This is a genomic window from Tabrizicola sp., from assembly GCF_034366665.1.
Classification (GTDB): domain Bacteria; phylum Pseudomonadota; class Alphaproteobacteria; order Rhodobacterales; family Rhodobacteraceae; genus Tabrizicola.
This window is the reverse complement of sequence record NZ_JAXMMF010000131.1, coordinates 1-22,124: the sequence shown is the minus strand read 5'-3', so window position 1 is coordinate 22,124 and position 22,124 is coordinate 1. Positions and strand designations below refer to the sequence as shown.

General features: G+C 66.6%; 30 protein-coding genes and 1 pseudogene. 12 read left to right on the top strand and 19 right to left on the bottom strand.

Translation table 11 applies throughout. The features are described 5' to 3' along the window. Both U1E69_RS19145 and U1E69_RS19140 read left to right on the top strand, forming a co-directional pair. Positions 1-1,089, top strand: a 1,089-nt coding sequence (locus U1E69_RS19145; RefSeq protein ID WP_322246015.1) for a methylmalonyl-CoA mutase family protein, incomplete at its 5' end; no start/stop codon positions are given. 131 nt (positions 1,090-1,220) lie between these two features. Then, positions 1,221-1,580 (top strand): DUF1127 domain-containing protein, encoded by a 360-nt coding sequence (locus U1E69_RS19140; protein ID WP_322246014.1) that lies wholly within the window; start codon positions 1,221-1,223, stop codon positions 1,578-1,580. Here U1E69_RS19140 and U1E69_RS19135 read toward each other — a convergent pair whose 3' ends face one another. After that, a complete protein-coding gene (locus U1E69_RS19135) occupies positions 1,581-2,333 on the bottom strand; it encodes a hypothetical protein (RefSeq protein WP_322246013.1) in 753 nt (250 codons plus the stop codon). Between the two features lie 237 nt (positions 2,334-2,570). Here U1E69_RS19135 and deoD point away from each other — a divergent pair, with 237 nt between their 5' ends. The 4 genes from deoD (at position 2,571) to U1E69_RS19115 (ending at position 6,124) form a co-directional block, all read left to right on the top strand. Further along, positions 2,571-3,275 carry a purine-nucleoside phosphorylase gene (deoD, locus tag U1E69_RS19130; protein ID WP_322246012.1) on the top strand — a complete coding sequence of 235 codons (705 nt, stop codon included), beginning with the start codon at positions 2,571-2,573 and terminating at the stop codon, positions 3,273-3,275. 56 nt (positions 3,276-3,331) lie between these two features. Then, complete coding sequence (locus U1E69_RS19125) at positions 3,332-3,766, top strand: rhodanese-like domain-containing protein (protein WP_322246011.1); 435 nt, start codon at positions 3,332-3,334, stop codon at positions 3,764-3,766. A 64-nt stretch (positions 3,767-3,830) separates the two neighbouring features. Then, on the top strand, positions 3,831-5,144 hold the full coding sequence (glyA, locus tag U1E69_RS19120; RefSeq protein ID WP_322246010.1) for a serine hydroxymethyltransferase: 1,314 nt from the start codon (positions 3,831-3,833) through the stop codon (positions 5,142-5,144). Beyond that, entirely contained in the window at positions 5,141-6,124 is a 984-nt protein-coding gene (locus U1E69_RS19115) for an aldo/keto reductase (RefSeq protein WP_322246009.1), read from the top strand. The genes glyA and U1E69_RS19115 overlap by 4 nt, the downstream gene beginning before the upstream one ends. Here the strand turns inward: U1E69_RS19115 and U1E69_RS19110 are convergent. From U1E69_RS19110 to U1E69_RS19035, 16 genes are all read right to left on the bottom strand, one after another. After that, a complete protein-coding gene (locus U1E69_RS19110) occupies positions 6,115-6,981 on the bottom strand; it encodes an urea carboxylase-associated family protein (protein ID WP_322246008.1) in 867 nt (288 codons plus the stop codon). The two genes, U1E69_RS19115 and U1E69_RS19110, sit on opposite strands and share 10 nt — an antisense overlap. A gap of 108 nt (positions 6,982-7,089) precedes the next feature. Beyond that, a complete protein-coding gene (locus tag U1E69_RS19105; RefSeq protein ID WP_322246007.1) occupies positions 7,090-7,284 on the bottom strand; it encodes a hypothetical protein in 195 nt (64 codons plus the stop codon). Next, positions 7,284-7,571 carry a hypothetical protein gene (locus U1E69_RS19100; RefSeq protein ID WP_322246006.1) on the bottom strand — a complete coding sequence of 96 codons (288 nt, stop codon included), beginning with the start codon at positions 7,569-7,571 and terminating at the stop codon, positions 7,284-7,286. Before U1E69_RS19100 ends, U1E69_RS19105 begins: the two co-directional genes overlap by 1 nt. Further along, positions 7,564-8,340: a succinate dehydrogenase iron-sulfur subunit gene (locus U1E69_RS19095; protein WP_322246005.1), complete on the bottom strand. Its 777-nt coding sequence runs from the start codon at positions 8,338-8,340 to the stop codon at positions 7,564-7,566. The genes U1E69_RS19100 and U1E69_RS19095 overlap by 8 nt, the downstream gene beginning before the upstream one ends. A 4-nt stretch (positions 8,341-8,344) precedes the next feature. Then, entirely contained in the window at positions 8,345-9,145 is an 801-nt protein-coding gene (locus U1E69_RS19090; protein ID WP_322246004.1) for a methyltransferase domain-containing protein, read from the bottom strand. Beyond that, complete coding sequence (locus U1E69_RS19085; RefSeq protein ID WP_322246003.1) at positions 9,145-9,441, bottom strand: hypothetical protein; 297 nt, start codon at positions 9,439-9,441, stop codon at positions 9,145-9,147. The genes U1E69_RS19090 and U1E69_RS19085 overlap by 1 nt, the downstream gene beginning before the upstream one ends. Positions 9,442-9,452: 11 nt before the next feature. Beyond that, positions 9,453-10,304 (bottom strand): hypothetical protein, encoded by an 852-nt coding sequence (locus U1E69_RS19080; protein ID WP_322246002.1) that lies wholly within the window; start codon positions 10,302-10,304, stop codon positions 9,453-9,455. A 7-nt stretch (positions 10,305-10,311) separates the two neighbouring features. Next, positions 10,312-10,629, bottom strand: a complete 318-nt coding sequence (locus U1E69_RS19075) for a hypothetical protein (RefSeq protein ID WP_322246001.1) — start codon at positions 10,627-10,629, stop codon at positions 10,312-10,314. After that, complete coding sequence (locus U1E69_RS19070) at positions 10,629-11,030, bottom strand: hypothetical protein (protein ID WP_322246000.1); 402 nt, start codon at positions 11,028-11,030, stop codon at positions 10,629-10,631. Before U1E69_RS19070 ends, U1E69_RS19075 begins: the two co-directional genes overlap by 1 nt. Positions 11,031-11,032: 2 nt before the next feature. Continuing rightward, positions 11,033-12,835, bottom strand: coding sequence for a succinate dehydrogenase flavoprotein subunit (gene sdhA, locus U1E69_RS19065; protein ID WP_322245999.1), 1,803 nt, complete (start codon positions 12,833-12,835; stop codon positions 11,033-11,035). Positions 12,836-12,845: 10 nt separating this feature from the next. Beyond that, positions 12,846-13,217, bottom strand: a complete 372-nt coding sequence (locus U1E69_RS19060; protein ID WP_322245998.1) for a succinate dehydrogenase, hydrophobic membrane anchor protein — start codon at positions 13,215-13,217, stop codon at positions 12,846-12,848. 7 nt (positions 13,218-13,224) lie between these two features. After that, complete coding sequence (sdhC, locus tag U1E69_RS19055) at positions 13,225-13,632, bottom strand: succinate dehydrogenase, cytochrome b556 subunit (RefSeq protein ID WP_322245997.1); 408 nt, start codon at positions 13,630-13,632, stop codon at positions 13,225-13,227. A gap of 217 nt (positions 13,633-13,849) precedes the next feature. Further along, positions 13,850-14,872, bottom strand: coding sequence for a MaoC family dehydratase (locus U1E69_RS19050; protein ID WP_322245996.1), 1,023 nt, complete (start codon positions 14,870-14,872; stop codon positions 13,850-13,852). Further along, positions 14,869-15,072, bottom strand: a complete 204-nt coding sequence (locus U1E69_RS19045; RefSeq protein WP_322245995.1) for a DUF1737 domain-containing protein — start codon at positions 15,070-15,072, stop codon at positions 14,869-14,871. The genes U1E69_RS19050 and U1E69_RS19045 overlap by 4 nt, the downstream gene beginning before the upstream one ends. A 100-nt stretch (positions 15,073-15,172) precedes the next feature. Beyond that, complete coding sequence (locus tag U1E69_RS19040; RefSeq protein WP_322245994.1) at positions 15,173-15,718, bottom strand: NnrU family protein; 546 nt, start codon at positions 15,716-15,718, stop codon at positions 15,173-15,175. Between the two features lie 39 nt (positions 15,719-15,757). Beyond that, a complete protein-coding gene (locus tag U1E69_RS19035) occupies positions 15,758-16,615 on the bottom strand; it encodes a CoA ester lyase (protein WP_322245993.1) in 858 nt (285 codons plus the stop codon). A 181-nt stretch (positions 16,616-16,796) separates the two neighbouring features. Between U1E69_RS19035 and U1E69_RS19030 the strand changes: the two genes are divergently transcribed. Beyond that, positions 16,797-17,108: a hypothetical protein gene (locus tag U1E69_RS19030; protein WP_322245992.1), complete on the top strand. Its 312-nt coding sequence runs from the start codon at positions 16,797-16,799 to the stop codon at positions 17,106-17,108. Here the strand turns inward: U1E69_RS19030 and U1E69_RS19025 are convergent. Beyond that, on the bottom strand, positions 17,060-17,314 hold the full coding sequence (locus U1E69_RS19025) for an Ada metal-binding domain-containing protein (RefSeq protein WP_322245991.1): 255 nt from the start codon (positions 17,312-17,314) through the stop codon (positions 17,060-17,062). The two genes, U1E69_RS19030 and U1E69_RS19025, sit on opposite strands and share 49 nt — an antisense overlap. Before the next feature lie 148 nt (positions 17,315-17,462). Further along, positions 17,463-18,212 carry a sulfite exporter TauE/SafE family protein gene (locus U1E69_RS19020; protein ID WP_322245990.1) on the bottom strand — a complete coding sequence of 250 codons (750 nt, stop codon included), beginning with the start codon at positions 18,210-18,212 and terminating at the stop codon, positions 17,463-17,465. Between the two features lie 156 nt (positions 18,213-18,368). Here U1E69_RS19020 and mdh point away from each other — a divergent pair, with 156 nt between their 5' ends. The 5 genes and pseudogenes from mdh to U1E69_RS18995 form a co-directional block, all read left to right on the top strand. Further along, a complete protein-coding gene (mdh, locus tag U1E69_RS19015; protein WP_322245989.1) occupies positions 18,369-19,331 on the top strand; it encodes a malate dehydrogenase in 963 nt (320 codons plus the stop codon). Positions 19,332-19,414: 83 nt separating this feature from the next. Continuing rightward, positions 19,415-20,623: a hypothetical protein gene (locus U1E69_RS19010; protein ID WP_305542697.1), complete on the top strand. Its 1,209-nt coding sequence runs from the start codon at positions 19,415-19,417 to the stop codon at positions 20,621-20,623. A gap of 262 nt (positions 20,624-20,885) precedes the next feature. After that, positions 20,886-21,065: a hypothetical protein gene (locus U1E69_RS19005; protein WP_322245988.1), complete on the top strand. Its 180-nt coding sequence runs from the start codon at positions 20,886-20,888 to the stop codon at positions 21,063-21,065. 149 nt (positions 21,066-21,214) lie between these two features. Continuing rightward, positions 21,215-21,727, top strand: a complete 513-nt coding sequence (locus U1E69_RS19000) for a class I SAM-dependent methyltransferase (RefSeq protein WP_322245987.1) — start codon at positions 21,215-21,217, stop codon at positions 21,725-21,727. Positions 21,728-21,793: 66 nt separating this feature from the next. After that, a pseudogene (locus tag U1E69_RS18995) lies at positions 21,794-22,124 on the top strand (hypothetical protein); the annotation flags it as partial.

Sequence of the window (22,124 nt, the reverse complement as noted above, 5' to 3'; positions counted from 1 at the left end):
CGCGCCGTGCAGCTTCCGGCCTGGAACGAGGCGCTCGGCCTGCCCCGCCCCTTCGACCAGCAATGGTCGCTGCGGATGCAGCAGATCCTGGCCTACGAGACCGACCTTCTGGAATATGACGACCTCTTCGACGGCAACCCCGCCGTCGACCGCAAGGTCGCCGAACTCAAGGCCCAGGCCTTGGAAGAACTCGCCCAGATCGACGCGATGGGTGGGGCCGTCGCCGCCATCGCCTACATGAAGTCCCGTTTGGTCGATTCCAATGCCGACCGTCTCGCCCGGATCGAAACCGGCGCCACCACTGTCGTGGGCGTCAACAAGTTCACCACCACCGAACCGTCCCCGCTCGCCACCGGCGAAGGCGCGATCATGCAGGCCGACCCGCAGGCCGAGGCCGACCAGTGCGAACGCCTCGCCCGCTGGCGCAAGCAGCGCGATCCGCAACGCGTGGCCGAAGCCCTTGCCGCGCTGCGGCAGGCCGCCCAGACCGGCGAGAACATCATGCCCGCCTCGATCCAATGCGCCAAAGCCGGGGTCACAACCGGCGAATGGGGCGGGGCGATGCGGGCGCTTTACGGCGAATACCGCGCCCCAACCGGCGTCTCCCAGCACCCCTCGAACCGCACCGAAGGGCTGGAAACCGTCCGCGATGCCGTGGCCGCCGTCGCCACCAAGCTTGGCCGCCCGCTCCGCCTTCTCCTCGGCAAGCCCGGCCTTGACGGCCATTCCAACGGGGCCGAACAGATCGCTACCCGCGCCCGCGACTGCGGGATGGAGATCAGCTACGACGGCATCCGCCTGACCCCGCAAGAGATCGTCGCCGCCGCCGCCGAGAAAGGCCCGGACGTGATCGGCCTCTCCATTCTTTCCGGCAGCCACGTGGCCCTGATCCGCGAGACGCTTGACCTGATGCAGAAGGCCGGCCTGACCCAGCCTCTCGTCGTGGGCGGCATCATTCCCGATGACGATGCGAAAACCCTCACCGCGATGGGCGTCGCCCGAGTCTACACCCCCAAGGACTTCCAGCTGAACCGCATCATGCTGGACCTTGTGGCGCTGGCCGACCCGGCTCCGGTCGCGGCTGAATAACGGGATCGCGGGCCAGTCCCTCGCCGGGCTCGCCTCCGGGAACTTCCGCGCGCTGCAGGACTTGACGGAAATCAAGGCGGCAGCCCACAACCGCGCCTATCCAGAGTCCAGACACCTGTTTGGAGCCTGAAATGTTCGCCCGTATTCGCGCCCTGATCGACCGCCTGCATGAAGTGCAAGAGGTCAACGCGCTTTCCGACCGTGACCTCGACGATCTTGGGATGACCCGCGATCAGGTCCTCGACTTCCTGCGGATGCCGCAGGATATCAACGACCGCGTGACCGCGATGGGCGCGATCTTCGGCCTGTCCCAGGTCGAATTGAAGCGCGACCATGCCCTTTGGGTCGAGATCCTGTCGACCTGCGGCCATTGTGCCGACCGCAGCGCCTGCGCAAAGTTCCTGGCCAAGGGCGACCAGGCCCGGGCGACCGAGGCGACCTTCTGTGGCAACCGCGGTGCCTTTGCCGACCTCAGGACCTACGCGGCCTGATCAGGCTTCGGGCACGGCGGGCGGTTCAGGCTCGGCCTGCCGCCAGACCGAGGCGCCGTTCTCGTACAGTTTGACCAGCCCCTGCGCCGCGCGGGCCTCGCGGCCGATGTCGACGATCAGCTCGCGCCGGGTGGTGCCACGCAGGAACATGCAGCGCCTGGGCAGGGCATGGGCCTCAAGCTCGGGGTTGATCTGCCGGAAGAACTGCTTTTCCGGGTCCAGGCCCGGCTTCATCCGCCGCGCCGCCTCACGCAGGAAATCGCCGTCGAACACCCCGGGAGAGGTGGAGAACGCATTGACCAGCGTGTCCGAAACCACCCTCCGCCCCTTTTTCACCACCCGCCGCGAGGTCTGGTGATACAGCCCCCGCGTGTGCTTGGTGAGGCACATGAAGGTCACCGCGCCGACATCCGGCTCGAACAACGGCTCGATCCGGTCCGGTGTGATCGGCTCCAGCGCCAGCCAGTCGTCTTCCAGATGCAACACCCGCGGAGCCGTGGTCGCCGACCAGGCCCGCATCACCGCCGAGGCAAAGTCGGGCGTCTCGGGCCGGAAGATCAGCGCATCCGGGAAATGACTGCGGATCAGCGCCGCGCACCGGTCGCCCTCGGCGGCGTCTCCCATGAAGGGGTCAAGGTTGGCGATCAGCCGACGGATGCGGAAATTCGGAAAGACGTCGCGCGTGAAGGACTCCAGCGTGCGGGCCAGCAGCGCCTCACGGTGTCCGGCGATCAGGGTCACATCGTAGTCCACGCATCAGGCTCCGTTCTTCGCCCTTCCCATCCCCCGATAGCGCAGGACCCGGTCCCGGACCAACCCGTTTCTTCCCGGCCTTCGCCGCCAGCAGCCCCTGCCGGTGGCATCTCTTGTGCGCGCCCACAGCGAAGCCACAAGGGTGCCACAAAGAGGCCACAAAGCAGACGCAAACGGGACACGAACATTGACGGGGACGGACGGGCAAAGCCGCCGATCTTTACAGGGAGCCGCGACATGACCTTCCACATCGGCGCCAAGCCGGGCGACATCGCCGAAACCGTGCTTCTGCCCGGCGACCCCTACCGCGCCCGCTGGGCCGCCCAGACCTTCCTGAAGGACGCGGTCCTGGTGAACGAAGTCCGGGGGATGCTTGGCTACACCGGCACCTGGAACGGTCACCGCGTCACCATCCACGGCTCGGGCATGGGGATGCCGTCGCTGTCGATCTACGCCAATGAGCTGATCCGCGACTACGGCGCCAAGACCCTGATCCGCATCGGCTCGGCCGGGGCCCTGCCCACCCACGTCAAGGTCCGCGACGTGATCCTGGCCCAGACCTGCTCGACCATCGGTTCGCCCTCGCGGTCGATCTTCAAGGAACTGAACTTCGCCCCCTGTGCCGATTTTGGCCTGCTGTCGAAAGCCCACGCCGCCGCTGTCGCGAAGGGCACCCCCGTCCACGTTGGCGGCATCTATTCCTCGGATACGTTCTACGACGAACGCCCCGACCTGTCGGAACAACTTCTCCGCCACGGCTGCCTGGGCGTCGAAATGGAGGCCGCCGAGCTTTACATGGTCGCCGCCCGCCACGGCGCCCGCGCGCTGGCCGTCCTGACCGTCTCGGACCACATCACCACGGGGGAAGCCCTGCCCGCCGACCAACGCGAACGCAGCTTCGGCGCGATGATCGAAATAGCGCTGGAGGCGGCCTTCGCCTGACCCCTTGCGCAGGACCGGGCGGGCCCCATCTTTCCGGCAAGGAAAGGGTTGGTCCCATGCTTTCACGCCGCCTCGTGCTGTCCCTGCCACTTGCCCTGCTGGCTGCCGGGTCCGCCTACACCCTGATGCAACCGGCCCAGGCAGGGCCGACGCTTGATGCCGAAACGGCCTTCCAGCGCGCCCGCGCGGGGGACCTCCTCCTTGTCGACATTCGCCAGCCCGACGAATGGGCCGCAACCGGCAGTCCGCAGGGTGCCCAGCGCCTGGACCTTCGCAGCCCCGACTTCCTGGACCGGCTCTCCGCCCTGACCACGGGCGACCGCTCCCGCCCGATCGCCCTCATCTGTGCCAGCGGCGGCCGGTCCGCCCGCACCACCCAGACCCTCAGGGATGCGGGGTTCACCAACGTCCTCGACGTCTCCGAAGGGATGCTCGGCTCCTCCGCCGGCCCCGGCTGGCTCGCCCGTGGCCTGCCCACCGTCACCGACTGACCGCTTGCCGCTTGCATCCGCTGCTTGGGGCGGCTTTTCTCCGTGGACCTGACCGGAGACCGCAATGCCCCACCTCGCCCCCCGCCCCTGGGTCCCCACCGAGACCTACATCCAGACCCTCGCCACCGACGCCGGGAAACCCTCTGCTCAGGTCTCCCAGCGCCTCGACCAGCTCATCGCGCGGAACCGCGAGATCCACGATCAGGACTGTTTCAACCTGAACCCCGCGACCAACGTGATGAACCCCCGCGCCGAGGCCGCCCTCAGCGCAGGGATCGGCTCGCGCCCCTCGCTCGGCTACCCCGGCGACAAGTACGAGATGGGGCTGGAGGCCATCGAGGAAATCGAGGTCATCGCCGCCGAACTCGCCGCCGAGGTCTTCCACGCGAAATACGCCGAAATCCGCGTCGGATCAGGCGCCTTGGCCAACCTCTACGGCTTCATGGCCCTCGCCAAACCCGGCGACAGCATCATCGCTCCGCCCGGCACCATTGGCGGCCACGTGACCCACCACAGCGCCGGTTGCGCGGGCCTTTACGGCCTGACGACCCACGCCGCCCCCATCGACGCCGATGGCTATACCCTTGATCTCAAAGGCCTCGAAGACCTCGCCCACGCTGTCCGCCCCAAGATCATCACCGTGGGCGGCAGCCTGAACCTTTTCCCGCACCCCGTCGCCGAGGTCCGCAAGATCGCCGATCAGGTCGGCGCCAAGGTCCTGTTCGACGCCGCCCACCAGTGCGGGATGATCGCGGGCGGCACCTTCCCCGACCCGCTGAAGGAAGGCGCGCATCTTATGACGATGAGCACCTACAAATCCCTCGGCGGCCCCGCCAGCGGCCTGATCGTGACCAACGACGCCGCCATCGCCGAACGCCTTGACGCCATCGCCTTCCCCGGCCTGACCGCCAATTTCGACGCCGCGAAATCCGCCGCCTTGGCCTACACCCTTCTCGACTGGCGCGATCACGGCGCGGCCTATGCCAAGGCGATGATCGACCTCGCAAAAGCCCTCGCCACCGAACTCCACAAACTCGGTCTCCCCGTCTTCGCCGCCGACCGCGGAGCCACCACCTCGCACCAATTCGCGATTCAGGCCGCAGCGTTCGGCGGGGGCCAAGCCGCCTCCAAGACCCTGAGGAAGGCCGGTTTCCTAGCCTGCGGCATCGGCCTTCCTCTCCCCGAGGTCCAGGGCGACATGAACGGCCTTCGCATCGGCACGCCCGAACTGGTCCGCCGTGGCGTCACCCCTGCCGATGCCCCGGCGCTGGCCGCCCTCATCGCCGAAGCCTTGCGCTCCAACGCTCCCGAAACCGTCGCCCCCCGCACCAAGGCGTTGCGTGCACGGTTCCAGGGCCTGCACTATGTGACCGCATGAGAACCCGCAAACTCGGCCAGCATGGCCCCGACGTCTCGGCCCTCGGCCTCGGCTGCCTGTCCTTCGGCGGCATGTTCGGCCCCACGACCCAGGCCGAGTCCTTACGCACCCTCGATGCCGCCTGGGACGCCGGGATCACCGTCGTCGACACCGCCAATCGCTACGGCGAGGGCGTCAGCGAAACCTTCATCGGCCACTGGCTCAAGAAAACCGGCAAACGCCCCCACATCGCCACCAAGGCCGCCTTTTCCGACGACCCCACCCGCCGCATCGACAACCGCCCCGAACACCTGCGCACCGAGTTGGAAGGCTCGCTCAAACGCCTCGGCGTGGACCATGTCACCCTCTTCTACTCCCACCGCCACGACCCGCAAATCCCGGCCGAGGACCTGGCCGGAACCATGCAACGCCTTCATGAGGAAGGCAAAATCCTTGGCTACGGCCTGTCCGAAATCGGCCCCTACACGCTGGAGCGCTGCCACGCCGTCCACCCCGTGATGGCAGTGCAAAGCGAATACTCGCTCTGGACCCGCACACCCGAGCTTGGCCTGATCCAGCGCTGCGCCAGCCTTGGCGTCGCTTTCGTCCCCTTCTCCCCCCTCGCGCGTGGGGCCTTCGGCACCCCGATGGCCGATCCGGCAACCTTCCAGCCGAACGAGTTCCGCACCCGCATCCCGCGCTTTCACCCCGAGAACTGGCCGCACAACAAGGCGCGCCTGGACGCCTTCCACGCCTTCGCGCGCCAAAGGGGCTTCACCCCCGCCTCCCTGGCCCTCGCCTGGCTTCTGGACCGCGCGCCCCACATCCTGCCGATCCCCGGCACCCGCACCGCGGATCACCTTCGTGCCTGGGTGACAGCGCCCGAGATCGACCTTGACGACGAAGACCGCGAGGAAATCGACCGCCTTCTCCCCGTCGGTTGGGCCTGGGGCGACCGCTACGACGACCTGCAGGCCGCAACGGTCGAACGCTACTCCTGACCGTGGCTTCGGTCATAGGCGTTCGGCCCTGACGGCGACCAGCCCACCGGAGGCGCCGAAGGCCTGAACACCTGCACCAGCAGCGGATGGCAGTCCGAGACGTCCGAGGAATGTTCTGCCGAACAATCCCCGCCCGGACAGGCCGACAAGACGCCCAGAAGGTCGATCTCCGCCATGAACTCCAGGTAATCGCCCGGCCGAACCGGCGAAGCCTTCATGAAATACTGCCCCGTATCCCGCGTGAACCCGGTGCACATGAAGACGTTCAGCACGTCATGCACATGCAGCTCTGCCGCCTTCGCGGGCAGCCCCCAATGGTCCGCCACCGCCCGCGTCAGGTTGGAATGGCAGCAATGGTGATACTGCTCGCCCCCCGACAGCAGCGCATGGGTATAGGGATCGCAGCGCGTGCCGATCACGTCATGGACGCTGCCACCAAAGGCGTCGAAGCCGTACCAGTCCAGCGTATCGTCTGTGATGGTTGCCATCGGGCGGAGGTAGGGCAGGCAGGACCACATCCGGTCCCCCGTGCTGAGGTGTGTCCCGTGCAAGGCGCGGCTCTTGCCACTGAAGAACCGCTCGCCCAGGTTGCCCGCCGCGAAAAGGTTCAGGTCGCCCACCTGCGGCCCCTCGACGCTGACGATGCGGAAGAACCAGCCTGCCGGGACCTCGAACGTCCGCGCCTCACGGGGTGGCACCAGCACCTCGGAGGTCAGGCTCCACCCCTCCCGCGCGACGCGGTAGGCGGACAGGTCCGGGCGCGGCAGCCCCTCGACCGGGTAGCAGATGACAGGGCGAACGGCCTTGCGGGCAGCGCCATCGGCGGGGGCGGGGTGTTCGGGATGATCCAGCTTCATGCCGCCAAGGCTTGCCGGAAACTGTCGTCACTGCAATCCCTCGAGCACTTCGTGCACTCCTCGGAAGGGCCACAGCGAGGAGTGCACGAAGTGCTCGACGAGCGTTGCCTACCGCTCCGCCCGCAGACAATCCCGCGGCTCTGCCCCCCGCGCCACCGCCCCGCAGGCCACGCAGTGCCAGTGATCCGGCGCCACGCTGCGGTCCAGCCGCCAGCGGCAGTTGCGGGTCAGCGTCGAATTGCGCCGCGTGATCCACAGATACAGGAACACCGACACGGCAAGGACCAGCAACAAGAGCGGCATCAGCGCACCAGCCGATCGCGCAGCCGCGCCAGCAGCGCATCGACCTGCGCCGCATCATCCAGCCGCGCCTTGTGATGCGCATCGCCGAAATCCGCGATCACATCGGGATCATTCGGTGCGGCCCGAAACTCCTCGCCAAGTGCGGCCAGCAGTTGCGCCACGTGCCAGGCATAGCCGGATTCGTCCATCCAGATCCGGTTCTTCGCATGCAGCTTTGCCGCCAGCCCCGACATCAGCTGGGCGAATTCCTCGCCCGAGCCGAAGTCGGGGATCGCCGGGTCAGACAACCCGCTCCACCATCATCTTCTTGATCTCGGCAATCGCCTTGGCAGGGTTCAGCCCCTTGGGGCAGGTCTTGGCGCAGTTCATGATCGTGTGGCAGCGATACAGCTTGAACGGGTCTTCCAGATCGTCCAGCCGCTCCCCCGTCGCCTCATCGCGGCTGTCGATGATCCAGCGGTAGGCGTGCAGCAACGCTGCGGGCCCCAGATACCGATCCGAGTTCCACCAGTAGGACGGGCAGGACGTCGAACAGCAGGCGCACATCACACATTCATAAAGCCCGTCGAGCTTGGAGCGGTCCTCGATCGACTGCTTCCATTCCTTGGCCGGGCGGTTGGTCTTCGTCTCAAGCCACGGCATGATACTGGCGTGCTGGGCGTAGAAATGCGTCAGGTCGGGGATCAGGTCCTTGATCACCGCCATATGCGGCAAGGGGTAGATCTTCACGTCCCCCTTGATCTCGTCCAGGCCGTAGATGCAGGCTAGCGTGTTGATCCCGTCGATGTTCATCGCACAAGACCCGCAAATGCCTTCGCGGCAGGACCGACGGAAGGTCAGCGTCGGGTCGATGTCGGTCTTGATCTTGATCAGCGCGTCCAGGACCATCGGGCCGCACTGGTCCATATCGACGAAGTAGGTGTCCACGCGCGGGTTTTCCCCGTCATCGGGGTTCCAGCGATAGACCTGGAACTTGCGGACGTTCTTGCCGTCCGGCTTCGGCCAGGTCTTGCCGGTGCGGATCTTCGAGTTCTTGGGCAGCGTGAACTGGACCATGAGGTCAACCTTTCCGGGTCTTTGTCTTGGGCTTAGCGGGGGCCGCATCAGCGGGCTTCGTCAATTCGTACAAGGTTTCGCCGCGCATCAGGGCATAGGTGGCGACGTCAGGCTCGACGGCGACATATTCAAGCAGTTCAAACCCGGCCTGACGCATGTGGTCCTTCACATCGCGCCCGAAGTATCGCGTATGATCCTTCTGGCCGAAATGCAGGATGCGATCACGCGGCGACTGGATTGCCGGATTCTCGTAGGTCGTCGCCCACGTCTCGATGACCGGAGTCGTCACGACCAGACGTCCGCCAGGCTTCAGGCAACGGAAGCACTCTGCCAAGGCCTTGCGGTGGTCCACATGCTCCAGGATCTGATGCGCGATGATCAGGTCGAAACTTGCGTTCTCCAGATCCAGCGCTTCGATGTTCAGCTTGAGGTCGACCTTCGTCCGAATGAAATCGGCGGTGACATAGGTCCCCACCATCCCGCGAAGGATCGGCTCGAACGCGGGCTCGGGCGCGAAATGCAGGACCGACATGTCCTTGCCAAGGCCGCTTCGCCGGTTGATCCACAGCTTGAAAAGCCGGTGCCTTTCGCGCGACCGGCAAAGCGGACACATGCCATCCAGCCGCGGGGGCGAGCCACAGGGCGCGAACTCGCCGACATAGCCGCAGACCGGGCAGGTCCGGGTGAACCCCGTGGCCATCGCCGCCTCGTACTGACGCATGCTCCGCCGCCGGATGCGCCCCAGCGCAGCTTGGGCGAAACGCAGCTGCCGGCGGTCCGGCGTGGGAAGGTCGTCCGTCGCCATCATCGCCAGTCCGGTCGCATGTACAGCGGACGGCTTGGCGGCTCGCCCGTCTTCTGCATGACGCAAATCTCGTAGACCGCCGCCGGGTCGCGCCCCAGAAGGAAGTCGGAACTCACGTTCAGCTCCAGCCCCGCCGACGTCCGCCCGTCCGAGCTTGCGCCCACCGACACCTCGCCCCGCGGCTGCTTGGCCAGCCGTGCCCGTTCGAAACACTGCCGTTCGGCCTGGGCCAGCGTCATCGGGCCGCAGGCGGCCAACACGGCAGGCAGCAGCAGCACCAATGCGACCCGTTTCATCCCGCTTCCCCTCATGCGCTTTGCGCCATGGCGGGTGCCTCGGGCCGGATCGTGCCCGGGGCCACCAGCTCTCGCTTGCCCATCGGACCGCGGCCCGGCGTAAAATCTTCCAGCACCTGCAAGCCGTTCGCCCTGACGCGTGAGGCGCGCATGTGCATCGTCCGCACCCGCTGCCCGCCCAGCGCATATTTCAGGAACCGCTCGGAATGCAGCCGCTTGCCCCGCGCGCAGTATTCGCCCATCCGATCGGCCCGTCGGCCATAAGCCGCCACGCTTTCAGCCCCCTTCACCAGCGCGAAGCGGTCATTGTGGCCGAACCACTGCGACCAGTCCGGCACCAGGACAAAGGACCGATGTGCGCGGGCCAAGAGGTCCAGATGTTCGGCCGCACTGTCGTGATACAGCAGATCGGGCCGCGCGAAGATCACGATATCGGGCTGGAACCCCTCGGCCAGCAGCGTGGCCCGCTTCAGCGAGTGGAGCTGGTGCACCAGGTTTCGGAACGAGGCGAAGTCGTCCCGCCAGATATCACCCCGCGCCTGCATCTCGGCCATCGGATAAAGGTCCAGACAGGCCCCCGGCTCCTCCTGCTCGACTGCGTCCAGGTTCAGAAGGCGGTATTCCTCGGGGTCCAACGCGCCCACTTCGCCGGACCGGAGATTGCTGATCCCGGTCTGGCGAAAGAAATGTCCGAACAGCCGGACCTCCCGCGCGATGGCCCGCGCCGGGTCCACCAGGTTGGCGGTGATCGAGGGCAAGGTCAGCCGCAAGGCCCGGGTGATGCCGAAGAAGACGACGGCGATCTTCAGGTCCGACCTGACGCGCCCCTTCTCTGCGATCCCCGCTGCGCTGGCCGCTGCCATGACCGGGTCAGCCCGCCACCGGCGGCACGCCGTTGGCCGCGTAACAGGACTGCGCCGCAGGCCGCACCGCGATGTCGCGGATCGTGGCCTTGGTTGCAGTCCCCGCCTCGACACCCACGTCCCGAGCCAGAAGCCGCAACTCGTCCTGGCTTGCGGCATCCAGGATACAGTTCGTCGCCAGCCGCGCCGGTTCGGCCGGCATGTCGATGTTGACCACCGGGAACACCACCGAATGGGCCGTCCGCTTCACGGTGGAATCCACCAGTTCTGCGGGGTCACAGGCGGCCAGCAGCAGCACCGCCGACAGCGGCAGAAGCTTGATCATTACCTTGAGCAATATCCCATTCCTCCCTGCATGACCCCGCCCCCGCGCGAGCAAGACGAACCGGCAACCGAGGCCGGACGGCTCGACTTCGGCAAATCGGCGGCGGGCGATGCGGTGGCGGTCACGCCAGGTTTGCCTCCGTCGATGGTCCGGGCGATACAGGCGTTGGCAATACGCGACTGCGCTTCGGTCACATTGGGCCCAGGGCGCACGATGAAGGTCATCCGGTCGTTTTGCAGCGAAGAACTGGCCGAGTATGATCCGGTGATCCCCGCCTCTTGGATGCAGGCCTGCATGGTTTCCTGCGTCAATCCGCCGTAGCTGCTGACACATCCGCTCAACAGGCCCAGCCCGGCACTCACGGCAAAGACATGTTTACCAAGAACCACCACTCGGGACATCTTCAGAACTTCCTCTCTGCGGGCGCGATCTTGGCCAATGCGATCCCGCCCTGGGCTTCCGTCGTCAGAGGGTCCGTGTGCACCGCCCGGTAGTCAAGCGTCACGGTGTCGCCATCGACCCAGGCCAGCGAATGCTTGCGCCAGTTGACGTCGTCACGCTGCGGATGGTCCTCATGCGCATGGGCGCCCCGGCTTTCGGTGCGGGCATGGGCGCCGTAGATCGTCGCCAGAGCGTTCGGCATCAGGTTGGTCAGCTCCAGCGTCTCCATCAGGTCGCTGTTCCAGACCATGCTGCGGTCGGTGACGTGCAGGTCGTTCATCTTGCCCGCAATCGCGGTCATCTTCTTCTCGCCCGCCGCCAAGGTCTCCTCGGCCCGGAACACCGCCGCATCGGCCTGCATGGTCTTCTGCATCTCCAGCCGCAGCTCGGCCGTCGGGACCGCGCCCTTGGCGTTGCGCAACCCGTCAAACCGGCCCAGGGCCTTCTCGACCTCTGCCTTGTTCGTCGCCGGAACGCTGGAGGCACGGTCCACCACCTGGCCCGCCCGGATCGCCGCCGCGCGGCCAAAGACCACCAGGTCGATCAGAGAGTTCGACCCCAGCCGGTTCGCGCCATGCACCGAGGCACAGCCCGCCTCGCCCACCGCCATCAGGCCCGGGAAAATCGCATCGGGGCTTGCCGCCGTGGGGTTCAGGACCTCGCCCCAGTCGTTCGTCGGGATGCCGCCCATGTTGTAATGGACCGTCGGCAAGACCGGGATCGGCTCCTTGTGCAAATCCACGCCCGCGAAAATCCGGGCGCTTTCGGTGATCCCCGGCAGCCGCAGTTCCAGCGCCTCGCGCGGCAGGTGCGACAGGTTCAGGTGGATGTGGTCGCCATTTGCGCCCACGCCCCGACCTTCCCGGATCTCGATCGTCATGCAGCGGCTGACATAGTCCCGCGGCGCCAGGTCCTTGTAGTGCGGCGCATACCGCTCCATGAACCGCTCCCCGGCGGAGTTGGTCAGATACCCGCCCTCGCCGCGCGCGCCTTCGGTGATCAGACAGCCCGAGCCGTAAATCCCCGTCGGGTGGAACTGCACGAACTCCATGTCCTGCAAGGGCAACCCGGCCCGCGCGACCATTCCGCCGCCGTCCCCGGTGCAGGTATGCGCCGAAGTCGCGCTGAAATAGGCCCGCCCGTAGCCGCCCGTCGCCAGAACCACCATCTTCGCGTTGAAGACATGGATCGTGCCGTCGTCCAGCTTCCACGCCACAACCCCGGTGCAGGCCCCGTCGGTGATGATCAGGTCCAGCGCGAAATATTCGATGTAGAACTCCGCATTGTTCTTCAGCGACTGCCCATACAGCGTATGCAGGATCGCATGCCCCGTCCGGTCCGCCGCCGCACAGGTCCGCTGGACCGGCGGGCCGTTCCCGAACTCGGTCGTGTGCCCGCCAAAGGGCCGCTGGTAGATCCTGCCCTCTTCCGTGCGGGAAAACGGCACCCCGTAGTGCTCCAGCTCGTAGACCGCCTTCGGGGCCTCTCGGGCGAGGTATTCCATCGCGTCGGTGTCGCCCAGCCAGTCCGACCCCTTGACGGTGTCGTACATGTGCCACTGCCAGTGGTCCGGCCCCATGTTGCCAAGCGAGGCTGCAATCCCGCCTTGCGCCGCCACGGTGTGCGACCGGGTCGGGAAAACCTTGGTCACGCAGGCCGTCCGCAGCCCCTGCTCGGCCATTCCCAAGGTCGCACGCAGACCGGCACCGCCAGCCCCCACCACAACCACGTCATAGTCATGCGTCTCATACGGATAGGCAGTCATCATCAGGTCCTTACAGAGCCATGCGGGCCAGGGCAAAAAGCCCCGTCGCGGCGATCACCCAGGAAAGCGCGATCACGAAGATGATCAGCAGCTTGCGATTTGTTCCCCGGGCATAATCCTCGATCATCGTGGTTGCACCCATGGCGAAGTGACGCATCCCCACAACCAGCACCAGCGCGGTCAGAATGGCCGGCAGAGGGCGCGAGAACGTCTCCAGCACCGCCTCACGGGTCCCGCCCAGGGCACTGCCGAAGATGTAAAGCCAAAGCGGCACCAGGAAAGCCAGGCCTGCCGAGGAAATCGTCATCGCCCAGTGGTGTTCCGCACCGTGATGGGCGGCTCCACGACCTTCGGCACGCTTGCGGGGGGTCAAATAGCGCATGGCTGCCTCACTGAACCAGAAGAATTGTGATCACAGTCAGCACCACCGACCCGATGATGCAGACCCAGCCCAGCTTTTCCGCTGTCGGGATGTCCAGACCCTTGCCTGCATCGAAGTACAGATGCCGCAGCCCGGCCAGGTAGTGGTACCACACCGCCCAAAGCGACCCGGTGAACACCAGATCCCCGAACCAGCTTGTCGCAACCCGGTCCGCCACCGCAAAGTACGCGTCCGAGGTCGCAGCCGCCAGCAGCCACCACACGGCCAGAAGCACGCCCACCATCATCGCGCTGCCAGTGATCCGCGTCAGGATCGAGCTGACCGAGGTCATCTGGATACGGTAGACCTGCAAATGTGGAGAAAGCGGGCGTCCCCCGGAACCGGCTACGGGCGCGGCCCGCTTGATGTCTGCCATGATCGGTCCTCACGTCTGGCGGCGCGGGTCCGGATGGGCCAGCGCCAGGCTGTCGTTCACACTCTGAATAGCGCGGATTTCGTCTGTGTCACGCGGCGAATGCCGCAATTGCAGCATGTTGCCGCTATCGGAGCAAGATTTCTGCCTTTTGTGATCACGCGCTGAAAATTCGTGATCACAAGAGCCGAAGTCCGCTTGTGACTGGGTCCCGGGCGACTCAGCGTGGCACCAGTGCCCAGTAATCCAGGTCCAGCAGAACCTCTGGCAGATACTTGCCGTCCGCCCCCCGCAAGGCCCCCGCCGCGCCCTTGGTCGCCACCAGCCGCAGCCGCAGCGCGCCTACGGAGGGCACCGACGTCTCGGCCCGGTCCAGCACCTCGGACCAGGCCCGCACCGTATCCCCGGCAAAGCACGGGTTCGCATGCGCGCCCGCGTTCAGCGCGACGATCATTTGCGCATTGGCCAGGCCGTTGAACGACAGCGCCCGCGCCAGACTGATCACATGCCCGCCATAGATCAGCCGCCGTCCATCCTCGCGCTGGCCCACGTCGAAATGCACCTTCGAGGTGTTCTGCCACAGCCGCGTCGCCAGCATGTGCTCGGCTTCTTCGATGGTCACCGCGTCGACATGGTCGATCATCTCACCGACGGCATAGTTACCCCAGCGATGCGGCTCCCCCGCCAGCCCGAAATCATAACCCGAAAAGTCCAGCCCTTCCGGCACCACCAGCGCCGCCGGATCAACCACTGACGCCAGCTCCGGCACCGAAACCGGCACCACGACCTCCCGCCGCCGCTTGCGCACCATCACCCAGCGAACGTACTCCAGCACCACCTCGCCATGCTGGTTGATGCCCTTCGTCCGCACCCAGACTACCCCCGTCGCGCCGCTGGAGGTTTCCTTCAGCCCGATCACCGCCGACTCCGACCGCAGCGTATCCCCCGGCCAGACGGGCAAAATCCAGCGCCCCTCGGCATACCCAAGGTTCGCCACCGCGTTCAGGCTGACATCCGGCACCGTCTTGCCGAACACCGTATGAAACGCCACCAGATCATCCAGCGGCGAGGCCTTCAGCCCCACCGAACGCGCAAACTCGTCCGAGGAATACAAAGCCCCCCGCGCCGGATAAAGCGCATGGTACAGCGCCCGCTCCCCAGCCCCCACGGTCCGGGGCACCGCATGACGGATCACCTCGCCAAGCGCATAATCCTCGAAGAACCGCCCCGGATTCGTCTTCATTGCTCGCCCAGCTTCACATCCGGGTGGTAGTCACCCGCCACGTCTTTCACCACCGCCTGCCCGCAACGCATCACGCCATTGGCCGCATCGAAGGCATAGGTCGGGCCGCCGTGCAGCTCCCACCCCTTGTTCAAGGCCGCCGTCACCTTGTGACAGAAAGCCGACGTGTCGTCCGCACTGAGAAACCGATAGAGCTTCATTCCCTCACCAAGTCCCGACAATTCGACTGAAACCGTCTTTCATACTGGCACAAATATCCCGCAGGGGGTTTGGGGGGCTGCGCAAGCCCCCCAAGCGACCTCAGCCCCAGGGCGGCACACCCAGCCAGTTGTGCACCAGCATGATCGCGACCAGCACCACGACAGCCCCCAGCACGGCGCCCACTTCCTTGCCGGCCGAGGCAGGCTCCGGCAGCGGTCCGCGCGGGACGGCCTTGTTGATCAGGATCACCTCCACGACCGCCCAGGCCAGAAGTCCGCCGAACAGGATCACCGACGCGAGGTCCCCGTTCACCAGCAAATGCGCCACCGCCCAGGTCTTCACCGCCGTCAGTTGCGGATGCCGGATGACCCGGGTGATCCGCGTCTTCATGCCGCTTGCCGCATACAGATATACCGCGAACAACATGAGCAGGTTGTTCACATGGGTCAGGAAGGCCGGCGGATACCACAGATCGATCTGCTCGACGCCCCGGTAGCCGATGACCATCAGCACCACGCCCGCCAGCACGCCCACCGTGACCAGCCCCTTGCCTGGGTCCCCCATCGACGCGCGCGACGCCGGAGCCAGCCGCTTCCACAGATGCGCCGCCCACCACAGTGCCATTCCCAGAACAATCAACGTCATCGCAGGCCTCCAGCCGGTTCATCGGCGCGCACCCTGCCTCTAAACCGCAACCGCCGCAATCGCCTCGGCCTTCCCGATCAGCGCTTCGGCCGTCGCCACATGCAGGTTCTCGACGATCCGGCCGTCCACCACCGCCACGCCCGCCCCCCGCGCCCGCGCCTCGGCATAGGCAGCGATCTGACGGCGGGCGAGTGCCACCTCCTCCTCCGAAGGCGCAAAGACCGCATTGGCAATGTCCAGCTGAGCCGGGTGGATCAGCGTCTTGCCGTCGAACCCCATGTCGCGGCCCTGCTCGCACTCGGCCCGCAGGCCTGCCTCGTCCTTGAAGGCGTTGAATACCCCGTCCACGATCACGCGCCCCTCGGCCCGCGCTGCCAGAACGCAGGCCCCAAGCCCCGCCATCAGCGGCAGCCGGTCGCTGCGAAACCGCGCGCCCAACTCCTTGGCCAGATCATTCGTCCCCATGACCATCCCCTCAAGCCGAGGATGCGCCGCAATCGCCCCCGCATTCAGGCAGCCCTTCGCCGTCTCCAGCATCGCCCAAAGCGGGGCCGTCACCTTGGCCGCCACGGCATCCAGATCGGCCCTGGAATTCACCTTCGGCACCAGCACCGCATCCACCCCCGGATGCGCCCCGAACGCCACAAGGTCGCCCTCGACCCACTCCGTCCCCAGGCCGTTCACCCGCACGATCCGCGCCCGCGCCCCGTAATCCGCATCGCGCAGCACGGAAACCAGCAACTCCCGCGCCCGCAGCTTTTCTTCGGGCGAAACGGCATCCTCCAGGTCGAAGATGATCGCATCCGCCGCCAGCTCCCGCGCCTTCTCCAGCGCCCGCTCACGCGAGGCAGGGATATACAGGACAGACCGATAGGGACGCGCCCCGCTCTTCTCCATCGACTCACCTCTGCGCAACATTCTTGCGCTTGAAAGCACGGATTGGACACAAACGGCAACCCCAAATCCGCCGCAGCGCAGAAAGATCACGCGCCCGCAGCGCAAACCGCCCGACCCGTTAACCGCGCGTCAGCGCATTCCCGGCAGCCTTTCCTGCATCCCCAGCCAGAAAGGCCCGCCCATGACCCAGCAGATGTTCGCCCTCTCCTTTGGCCTTGCCGCGATGCTTGCCGCCGCCGACATCGCCCACGGCGCCCCGCAATGCGACACCCGCGAGGCGGTGACGAGCCTCCTCGCCGACCGCTATGGCGAGACGCGCCGCGCTGTCGGCATCGCAGGCCAGGCCGCGGTGATGGAGCTTTACGTCTCGGACACCACCGGCACCTGGTCGATCACCATGACGCTTGCCGACGGGACGATGTGCCTGATGGCCTCGGGCGCGAACTACGAAGCCGTGACCGACGAACTGCCCGCAAAGGGCACCCCGGCCTGAGGGCGGCAGCGCTTGCAGGCCCGAAAGCCTGCAGCCTTGCAAGCCTCGACCGATCCCCGGAACGCGACGTTCTTCCGCAAAGGCGTCGGTGCCGGGCAGGTCATCCGGCAGAAGATTCCCGTCGTCTTGACGCAGACAAAAACTCTCTCGAACCGGCCATCCCGCACGACCAGGCTTTGATACAGCGTCTCCGCATCCGGCAGCATCGGGCCCTCCCCTGAAGCGCCCCCCCCGCCCCAAGCGTCCCCTCTCCCCACCGGGGGAGAGGGCCAGGGTGAGGGGGGGACCACGCCAAACCCTCGCACACCGCCGCAGAAAGATCACCCGCCTGCCCCCGAACCCGCAAGAACCGGGTCAGATCAGCCCGCGCGCCCCGTCCCAGATCAGCTTCAGCGAGATCAGCGCCAGAGCCCAGACCACCAGCCGGAAGAAGAGCCGTTCCGGCATCAGCTGCACCAGCCGCACCCCCGCGAACACCGCGATCACCGCCGGCAGCGCCAGCACCGCCGCCACCTTCAGGTTGCCCATATTCAACTGCCCCAGCGCATAATAGGGGATCAGCTTCACGGCATTGATGATGGCAAAAGCGATGGTCGTGGTCCCCGCAAACACCGCCTTCGTCATGCCAAGTGGCAAAGTGTAGACCTGATAGGGCGGCGCACCCGCGTGGCTCACGAAACTCGTGAACCCCGCCACTCCGCCCCAGAACAGGCCCGGGGCCACCTCGGCCCGTTTCGGCTCTACGACCACGGGCTTGCGCAGCAGGATGTTCAGCGCAAAAGCCAGCCCGATCAACCCGACCAGCAGCGTCACGGCCGCTTCGGGCACCATACTTGCCGTAGCCCAGCCGATCCCGATCCCGACGACAGCCCCCGGCACTACGATCGCCAGTACCCGGGCGTCCCAGGCATGACGATAGGCGTAAAGCCCGAAGATGTCCGACACGACATAAACCGGCAGCAGCAGCCCCGCCGCGACAACCGGGTTGATCACCAGCGCCAGCACCGGCACCCCCAGCATCCCCACCACCGGCACGCCGCCCTTCGACATCCCCACCAGCGCCGCCGCCACCAGGGCCGCCACCCAGAATCCGATCTCTTCCATCACGCCCTCCGTCTGGCGTTACCGCTAACCTCTTCTCCCCCACCCCGAAAGCCGGATTTTTTCGCATACAATGGTATACCAAGACTGCCCCAAGGCTGGACAGACGGCCGATAAGCGGCTACCCCTCCCCCCGATTCATCCCAACAGGAGGCTCTCATGGCCAGACCCAAGATCGCCCTCATCGGCGCCGGTCAGATCGGCGGCACGCTTGCGCACCTGCTCGCGCTGAAGGAACTGGGCGACGTCGTCCTGTTCGACATCGCTGAGGGCACGCCGCAAGGCAAGGCGCTGGACTTGGCACAGTCCGGCCCGGTCGAGGGCTTCGATGCCTCGCTTCGCGGCACCAACTCCTACGGCGACCTTGCGGGTGCCGATGTCTGCATCGTCACCGCTGGCGTCCCCCGCAAGCCGGGCATGTCGCGGGATGACCTTCTGGGCATCAACCTCAAGGTGATGAAGTCCGTGGGAGAAGGCATCAAGGCCAACTGCCCGAACGCCTTCGTCATCTGCATCACCAACCCCCTGGACGCGATGGTCTGGGCGCTGCGCGAATTCTCGGGCCTGCCGCACAACAAGGTGGTAGGCATGGCCGGTGTCCTTGACGCCGCCCGCTACCGCCACTTCCTGTCGCTGGAATTCAACGTCTCGATGAAGGACGTCACCGCCTTCGTCCTTGGCGGCCACGGCGACACGATGGTTCCTTCCGTCCGCTATTCCACCGTCGGCGGGATCCCGCTGCCCGACCTGGTGGCGATGGGCTGGACCACGCAAGAGAAACTCGACGCCATCGTCCAGCGCACCCGCGATGGCGGGGCGGAAATCGTCGGCCTCCTGAAAACCGGCTCGGCCTTCTACGCCCCCGCCGCCAGCGCGGTGGAAATGGCCGAAGCCTACCTCAAGGACCAGAAGCGCCTCCTGCCCTGCGCCGCCCACGTCAAGGGCGCCTACGGGCTGGACGGCATGTATGTCGGCGTCCCGGTCATCATCGGCGCCGGCGGGGTCGAGCGTGTGGTCGAGGTGAAACTCGACGCTTCCGAAAAGACCATGTTCGACAAGTCCGTCGACGCGGTGAAGGGCCTTGTCGCCGCCTGCAAGGGCATCGACCCGACGCTCGCCTGACACCCTTCGGTGCGACATACCTGAACTTGAATGCGCAGCCCCCGGCTGCGTATTCTGTTTTCAGTCCCAGTGAAAGGTAGCCCGTGAAAGCCCCCTTCCTCGCCCTGATGATCCTCGCCACCCCAGCCGCCGCGCAAGATCTGTCGCAGGAAATCGGCGCAAACGGCATCACCCCCACCCTCGCGCGCCTCAAGGCCCAGCCCGAACCCGCGCTGGAAGACATCTTCGCCATCGGCGGGCTGCACTTCCTCGGCGCCGTCGAACGCGCGCTGCAACTGCAATGGCGCACCGGGGCCGATCAGGTCACCGGCAACGCGGGCGACACTTTGGGCCTGCCCTTCCTGCGCCTGCCCGTGCCGCCGAACCCCACACCGGAACCCTTCAACGGCGCGCTCATCACCCGGCTTTTCGCCGACATCGACGCCGACATGGCCGCTGCCCGCACCGCCCTCGCCATCCTGCCTGAGGGTGAGCCGTTCGGGCTTGACCTCACCTTCTCCGACCTCTGGTTCGACGTGAACCAGAACGGCGCGCGAGAGGCCGAGGAAGATGCGCTGACCATCCTTGGCCCGCAGCTTCTGGGCTGGCAATGGCAGGCCCCCGACCCCGCCACCCCGCCGCTGACCGTCCGCTTCGACGCCGCCGATGCCGCCTGGCTCACCGCCTACACCCATGTCATGTCGGGCGTGGCGAACACGATCCTCGCCTATGACCCCGCCGCCAGCATCGACCGCGTCATCGCCTCGCGCGCGGCGCTGAAGGTCGCGCAGCCCTCGTCCGACGACTTCAACTTCGACGCCTCCTTCGGCCAGTTCCTCGACGCCTTCGCCATGTTGGAAGGGGCGGTGAACCAGCAACCCGACGCCTCCCGCGCCAAGGCCGCCAAGGAGCATTTCCTGGCCATGATCACCGAAAACCGCCGCTTCTGGACCCTCGTCGCTCAGGAAACCGACAACGACCGCGAATGGGTCCCGAACGACAAACAGACCTCCGCCCTTGGCTTCACCTTGCCCCCCGGCACCGGCGACACCTGGCTTGGCGTCCTGGCAGATGGCGAGGCGCTGCTGCAGGGCCGCCTCCTCCTCCCCTACTGGCGCGGCCCCGAAGGCCAGGGCATCAACCTTGGCCGGATGTTCGACGACCCCGCGCCGATGTCGGTCACCGGCTGGTTCCAAGGCTGGGCCGCCGTTCCCTATCTGCAACAGGGTCCCGTGGTCGATGCCACCAGCCTGCGCCAGTTCGAGGCGCTGATGGGCGGTGATGCCGGGCTGATGATGGTGTTCCTGAACTGATCCCGGCCACTCGCTGTGCATCACCCGGCCGGGAACCGGCACATCGGCGCCGCTTCTGCCGCTGCATGGAAACCCGGGTCGCCCCCCATGTGGCCAGAAAGCACGGTCCGACAAACCTTAACACCACCCTAACGAAAACTATCAACCCATTGAAATCCTTCACATCCCAGGCTTTGTCCACCGTGGACACATATCCACCCCCTTGCCCCGCCACCCGGAATCCGGCATCCACCCCCCAAACCCGATCCCCGGAGGGACCCTCATGGACTACTCGAAATCCGGCAACCCCAAAGGCACCCGCCACACCCTGCGCGGCCCCGACCATGCCCAGAAGGGCGCGCCCAAGGCGACCACCCCGCCCCGCGAGACCAAGGAACAGCTCCTCGCCCGGAGGAAGGCCGCCGCCGACAAGACGGCCGCGCAGAAGGAAGACAAGGCCTGACCAGCCCCCCACCCAACGGGCTGGCCTCCCCCTACCTCGCCCCCGGCTTCTATGACGACGCCATCGCGAAGGGCCGCCACCGCGACATCGTCGGCGGCCGCTGGGACGAGACGGGCCGCGTCCAGATGCAGGCCCTCCTTTCCGCCGGAATGACCCCCGAGGACCACCTCCTCGACATCGGCTGCGGCGCCCTTCGCCTCGGCCACAAGGCCGTCCCGTTTCTCAAGCCCGGGCACTACTGGGGCACCGACGCCTCCCTCGCCCTGATGCGGCACGGGCGGCTCACCGAACTGCCCGACCCGACCCAACTCCCCGAAGACCACCTGATCGAGGACGCGCATTTCGCCTTCCCCGGCATCCCCGACACCATCACGCTTGCCATCGCCTTCGGCGTCTTCACCCACCTCCCCCACCAAGCCCTGCAAACCGCCCTCACCAACCTTCGCCCCTTCCCCAACCTCCGCGCCGTCCTTTTCACGGTCTTCCTCTCGGACGCCGCCACCTCCACCCGCCAGCCCGACGGCGTCGTCACCCATCCCGACCGCCCGCCCTACCATCTCCCCGAGGCCCAGGTCGCGCAGACCATCGCCGCCGCTGGCTTCGCCCCGACGAAACTCCCCACCCTTCTCCCCCGCGGCCAGGTCCTCTGGTCGGCCACCTGACGGCTTTCCCGACCTTGCGCCGCCCACGACGCAGCGCCACACTTGCCTGACCCAAAGGAGGCCCCCATGCGCACCCTCGCTCTCGCCCTCATCCTCGCCAGCCCCGCCGCCGCCGAGACGATCTCAGAGGAAATCGCCCGCGCCGGCCTTGCCCCGACCGAGGCCCGCCTCGCCGCCCTCCCCGCACCCACCAACGAAGACCTTTTCGCCCTCGCGGGTCTGCGTTTCCTGGGCGGCGTCGAGCAGGCCCTGCAACTGAGGTGGAAGACCGGCGTCAAGGCCGACTGGTCCGAGCTTCCGATCCTCCGCCTGCCGATCCCGGAAAACCCGAACGCCATCCCCTTCCAGGCCGCCGACTTCACCGCGCTGATCCGCAACCTCGACGCCGACATGGACG

Bases quoted from the DNA above. Each gene is read 5' to 3' on its own strand.
- U1E69_RS19040 (WP_322245994.1), bottom strand. From the start codon at position 15,718: ATGACGTTGATTGTTCTGGGAATGGCACTGTGGTGGGCGGCGCATCTG.
- U1E69_RS19125 (WP_322246011.1), top strand. From the start codon at position 3,332: ATGCTTTCACGCCGCCTCGTGCTGTCCCTGCCACTTGCCCTGCTGGCT.
- U1E69_RS19110 (WP_322246008.1), bottom strand. From the start codon at position 6,981: ATGAAGCTGGATCATCCCGAACACCCCGCCCCCGCCGATGGCGCTGCC.
- U1E69_RS19025 (WP_322245991.1), bottom strand. From the start codon at position 17,314: ATGCTGCCGGATGCGGAGACGCTGTATCAAAGCCTGGTCGTGCGGGAT.
- glyA (WP_322246010.1), top strand. From the start codon at position 3,831: ATGCCCCACCTCGCCCCCCGCCCCTGGGTCCCCACCGAGACCTACATC.
- U1E69_RS19070 (WP_322246000.1), bottom strand. From the start codon at position 11,030: ATGTCCCGAGTGGTGGTTCTTGGTAAACATGTCTTTGCCGTGAGTGCC.
- deoD (WP_322246012.1), top strand. From the start codon at position 2,571: ATGACCTTCCACATCGGCGCCAAGCCGGGCGACATCGCCGAAACCGTG.
- U1E69_RS19060 (WP_322245998.1), bottom strand. From the start codon at position 13,217: ATGCGCTATTTGACCCCCCGCAAGCGTGCCGAAGGTCGTGGAGCCGCC.
- U1E69_RS19105 (WP_322246007.1), bottom strand. From the start codon at position 7,284: ATGCCGCTCTTGTTGCTGGTCCTTGCCGTGTCGGTGTTCCTGTATCTG.
- sdhC (WP_322245997.1), bottom strand. From the start codon at position 13,632: ATGGCAGACATCAAGCGGGCCGCGCCCGTAGCCGGTTCCGGGGGACGC.
- U1E69_RS19115 (WP_322246009.1), top strand. From the start codon at position 5,141: ATGAGAACCCGCAAACTCGGCCAGCATGGCCCCGACGTCTCGGCCCTC.
- U1E69_RS19020 (WP_322245990.1), bottom strand. From the start codon at position 18,212: ATGGAAGAGATCGGATTCTGGGTGGCGGCCCTGGTGGCGGCGGCGCTG.
- U1E69_RS19050 (WP_322245996.1), bottom strand. From the start codon at position 14,872: ATGAAGACGAATCCGGGGCGGTTCTTCGAGGATTATGCGCTTGGCGAG.
- U1E69_RS19140 (WP_322246014.1), top strand. From the start codon at position 1,221: ATGTTCGCCCGTATTCGCGCCCTGATCGACCGCCTGCATGAAGTGCAA.
- U1E69_RS19000 (WP_322245987.1), top strand. From the start codon at position 21,215: ATGACCCCCGAGGACCACCTCCTCGACATCGGCTGCGGCGCCCTTCGC.
- U1E69_RS19095 (WP_322246005.1), bottom strand. From the start codon at position 8,340: ATGGTCCAGTTCACGCTGCCCAAGAACTCGAAGATCCGCACCGGCAAG.
- U1E69_RS19080 (WP_322246002.1), bottom strand. From the start codon at position 10,304: ATGGCAGCGGCCAGCGCAGCGGGGATCGCAGAGAAGGGGCGCGTCAGG.
- sdhA (WP_322245999.1), bottom strand. From the start codon at position 12,835: ATGACTGCCTATCCGTATGAGACGCATGACTATGACGTGGTTGTGGTG.
- U1E69_RS19045 (WP_322245995.1), bottom strand. From the start codon at position 15,072: ATGAAGCTCTATCGGTTTCTCAGTGCGGACGACACGTCGGCTTTCTGT.
- U1E69_RS19005 (WP_322245988.1), top strand. From the start codon at position 20,886: ATGGACTACTCGAAATCCGGCAACCCCAAAGGCACCCGCCACACCCTG.
- U1E69_RS19085 (WP_322246003.1), bottom strand. From the start codon at position 9,441: ATGAAACGGGTCGCATTGGTGCTGCTGCTGCCTGCCGTGTTGGCCGCC.
- mdh (WP_322245989.1), top strand. From the start codon at position 18,369: ATGGCCAGACCCAAGATCGCCCTCATCGGCGCCGGTCAGATCGGCGGC.
- U1E69_RS19075 (WP_322246001.1), bottom strand. From the start codon at position 10,629: ATGATCAAGCTTCTGCCGCTGTCGGCGGTGCTGCTGCTGGCCGCCTGT.
- U1E69_RS19090 (WP_322246004.1), bottom strand. From the start codon at position 9,145: ATGGCGACGGACGACCTTCCCACGCCGGACCGCCGGCAGCTGCGTTTC.
- U1E69_RS19030 (WP_322245992.1), top strand. From the start codon at position 16,797: ATGACCCAGCAGATGTTCGCCCTCTCCTTTGGCCTTGCCGCGATGCTT.
- U1E69_RS19035 (WP_322245993.1), bottom strand. From the start codon at position 16,615: ATGGAGAAGAGCGGGGCGCGTCCCTATCGGTCTGTCCTGTATATCCCT.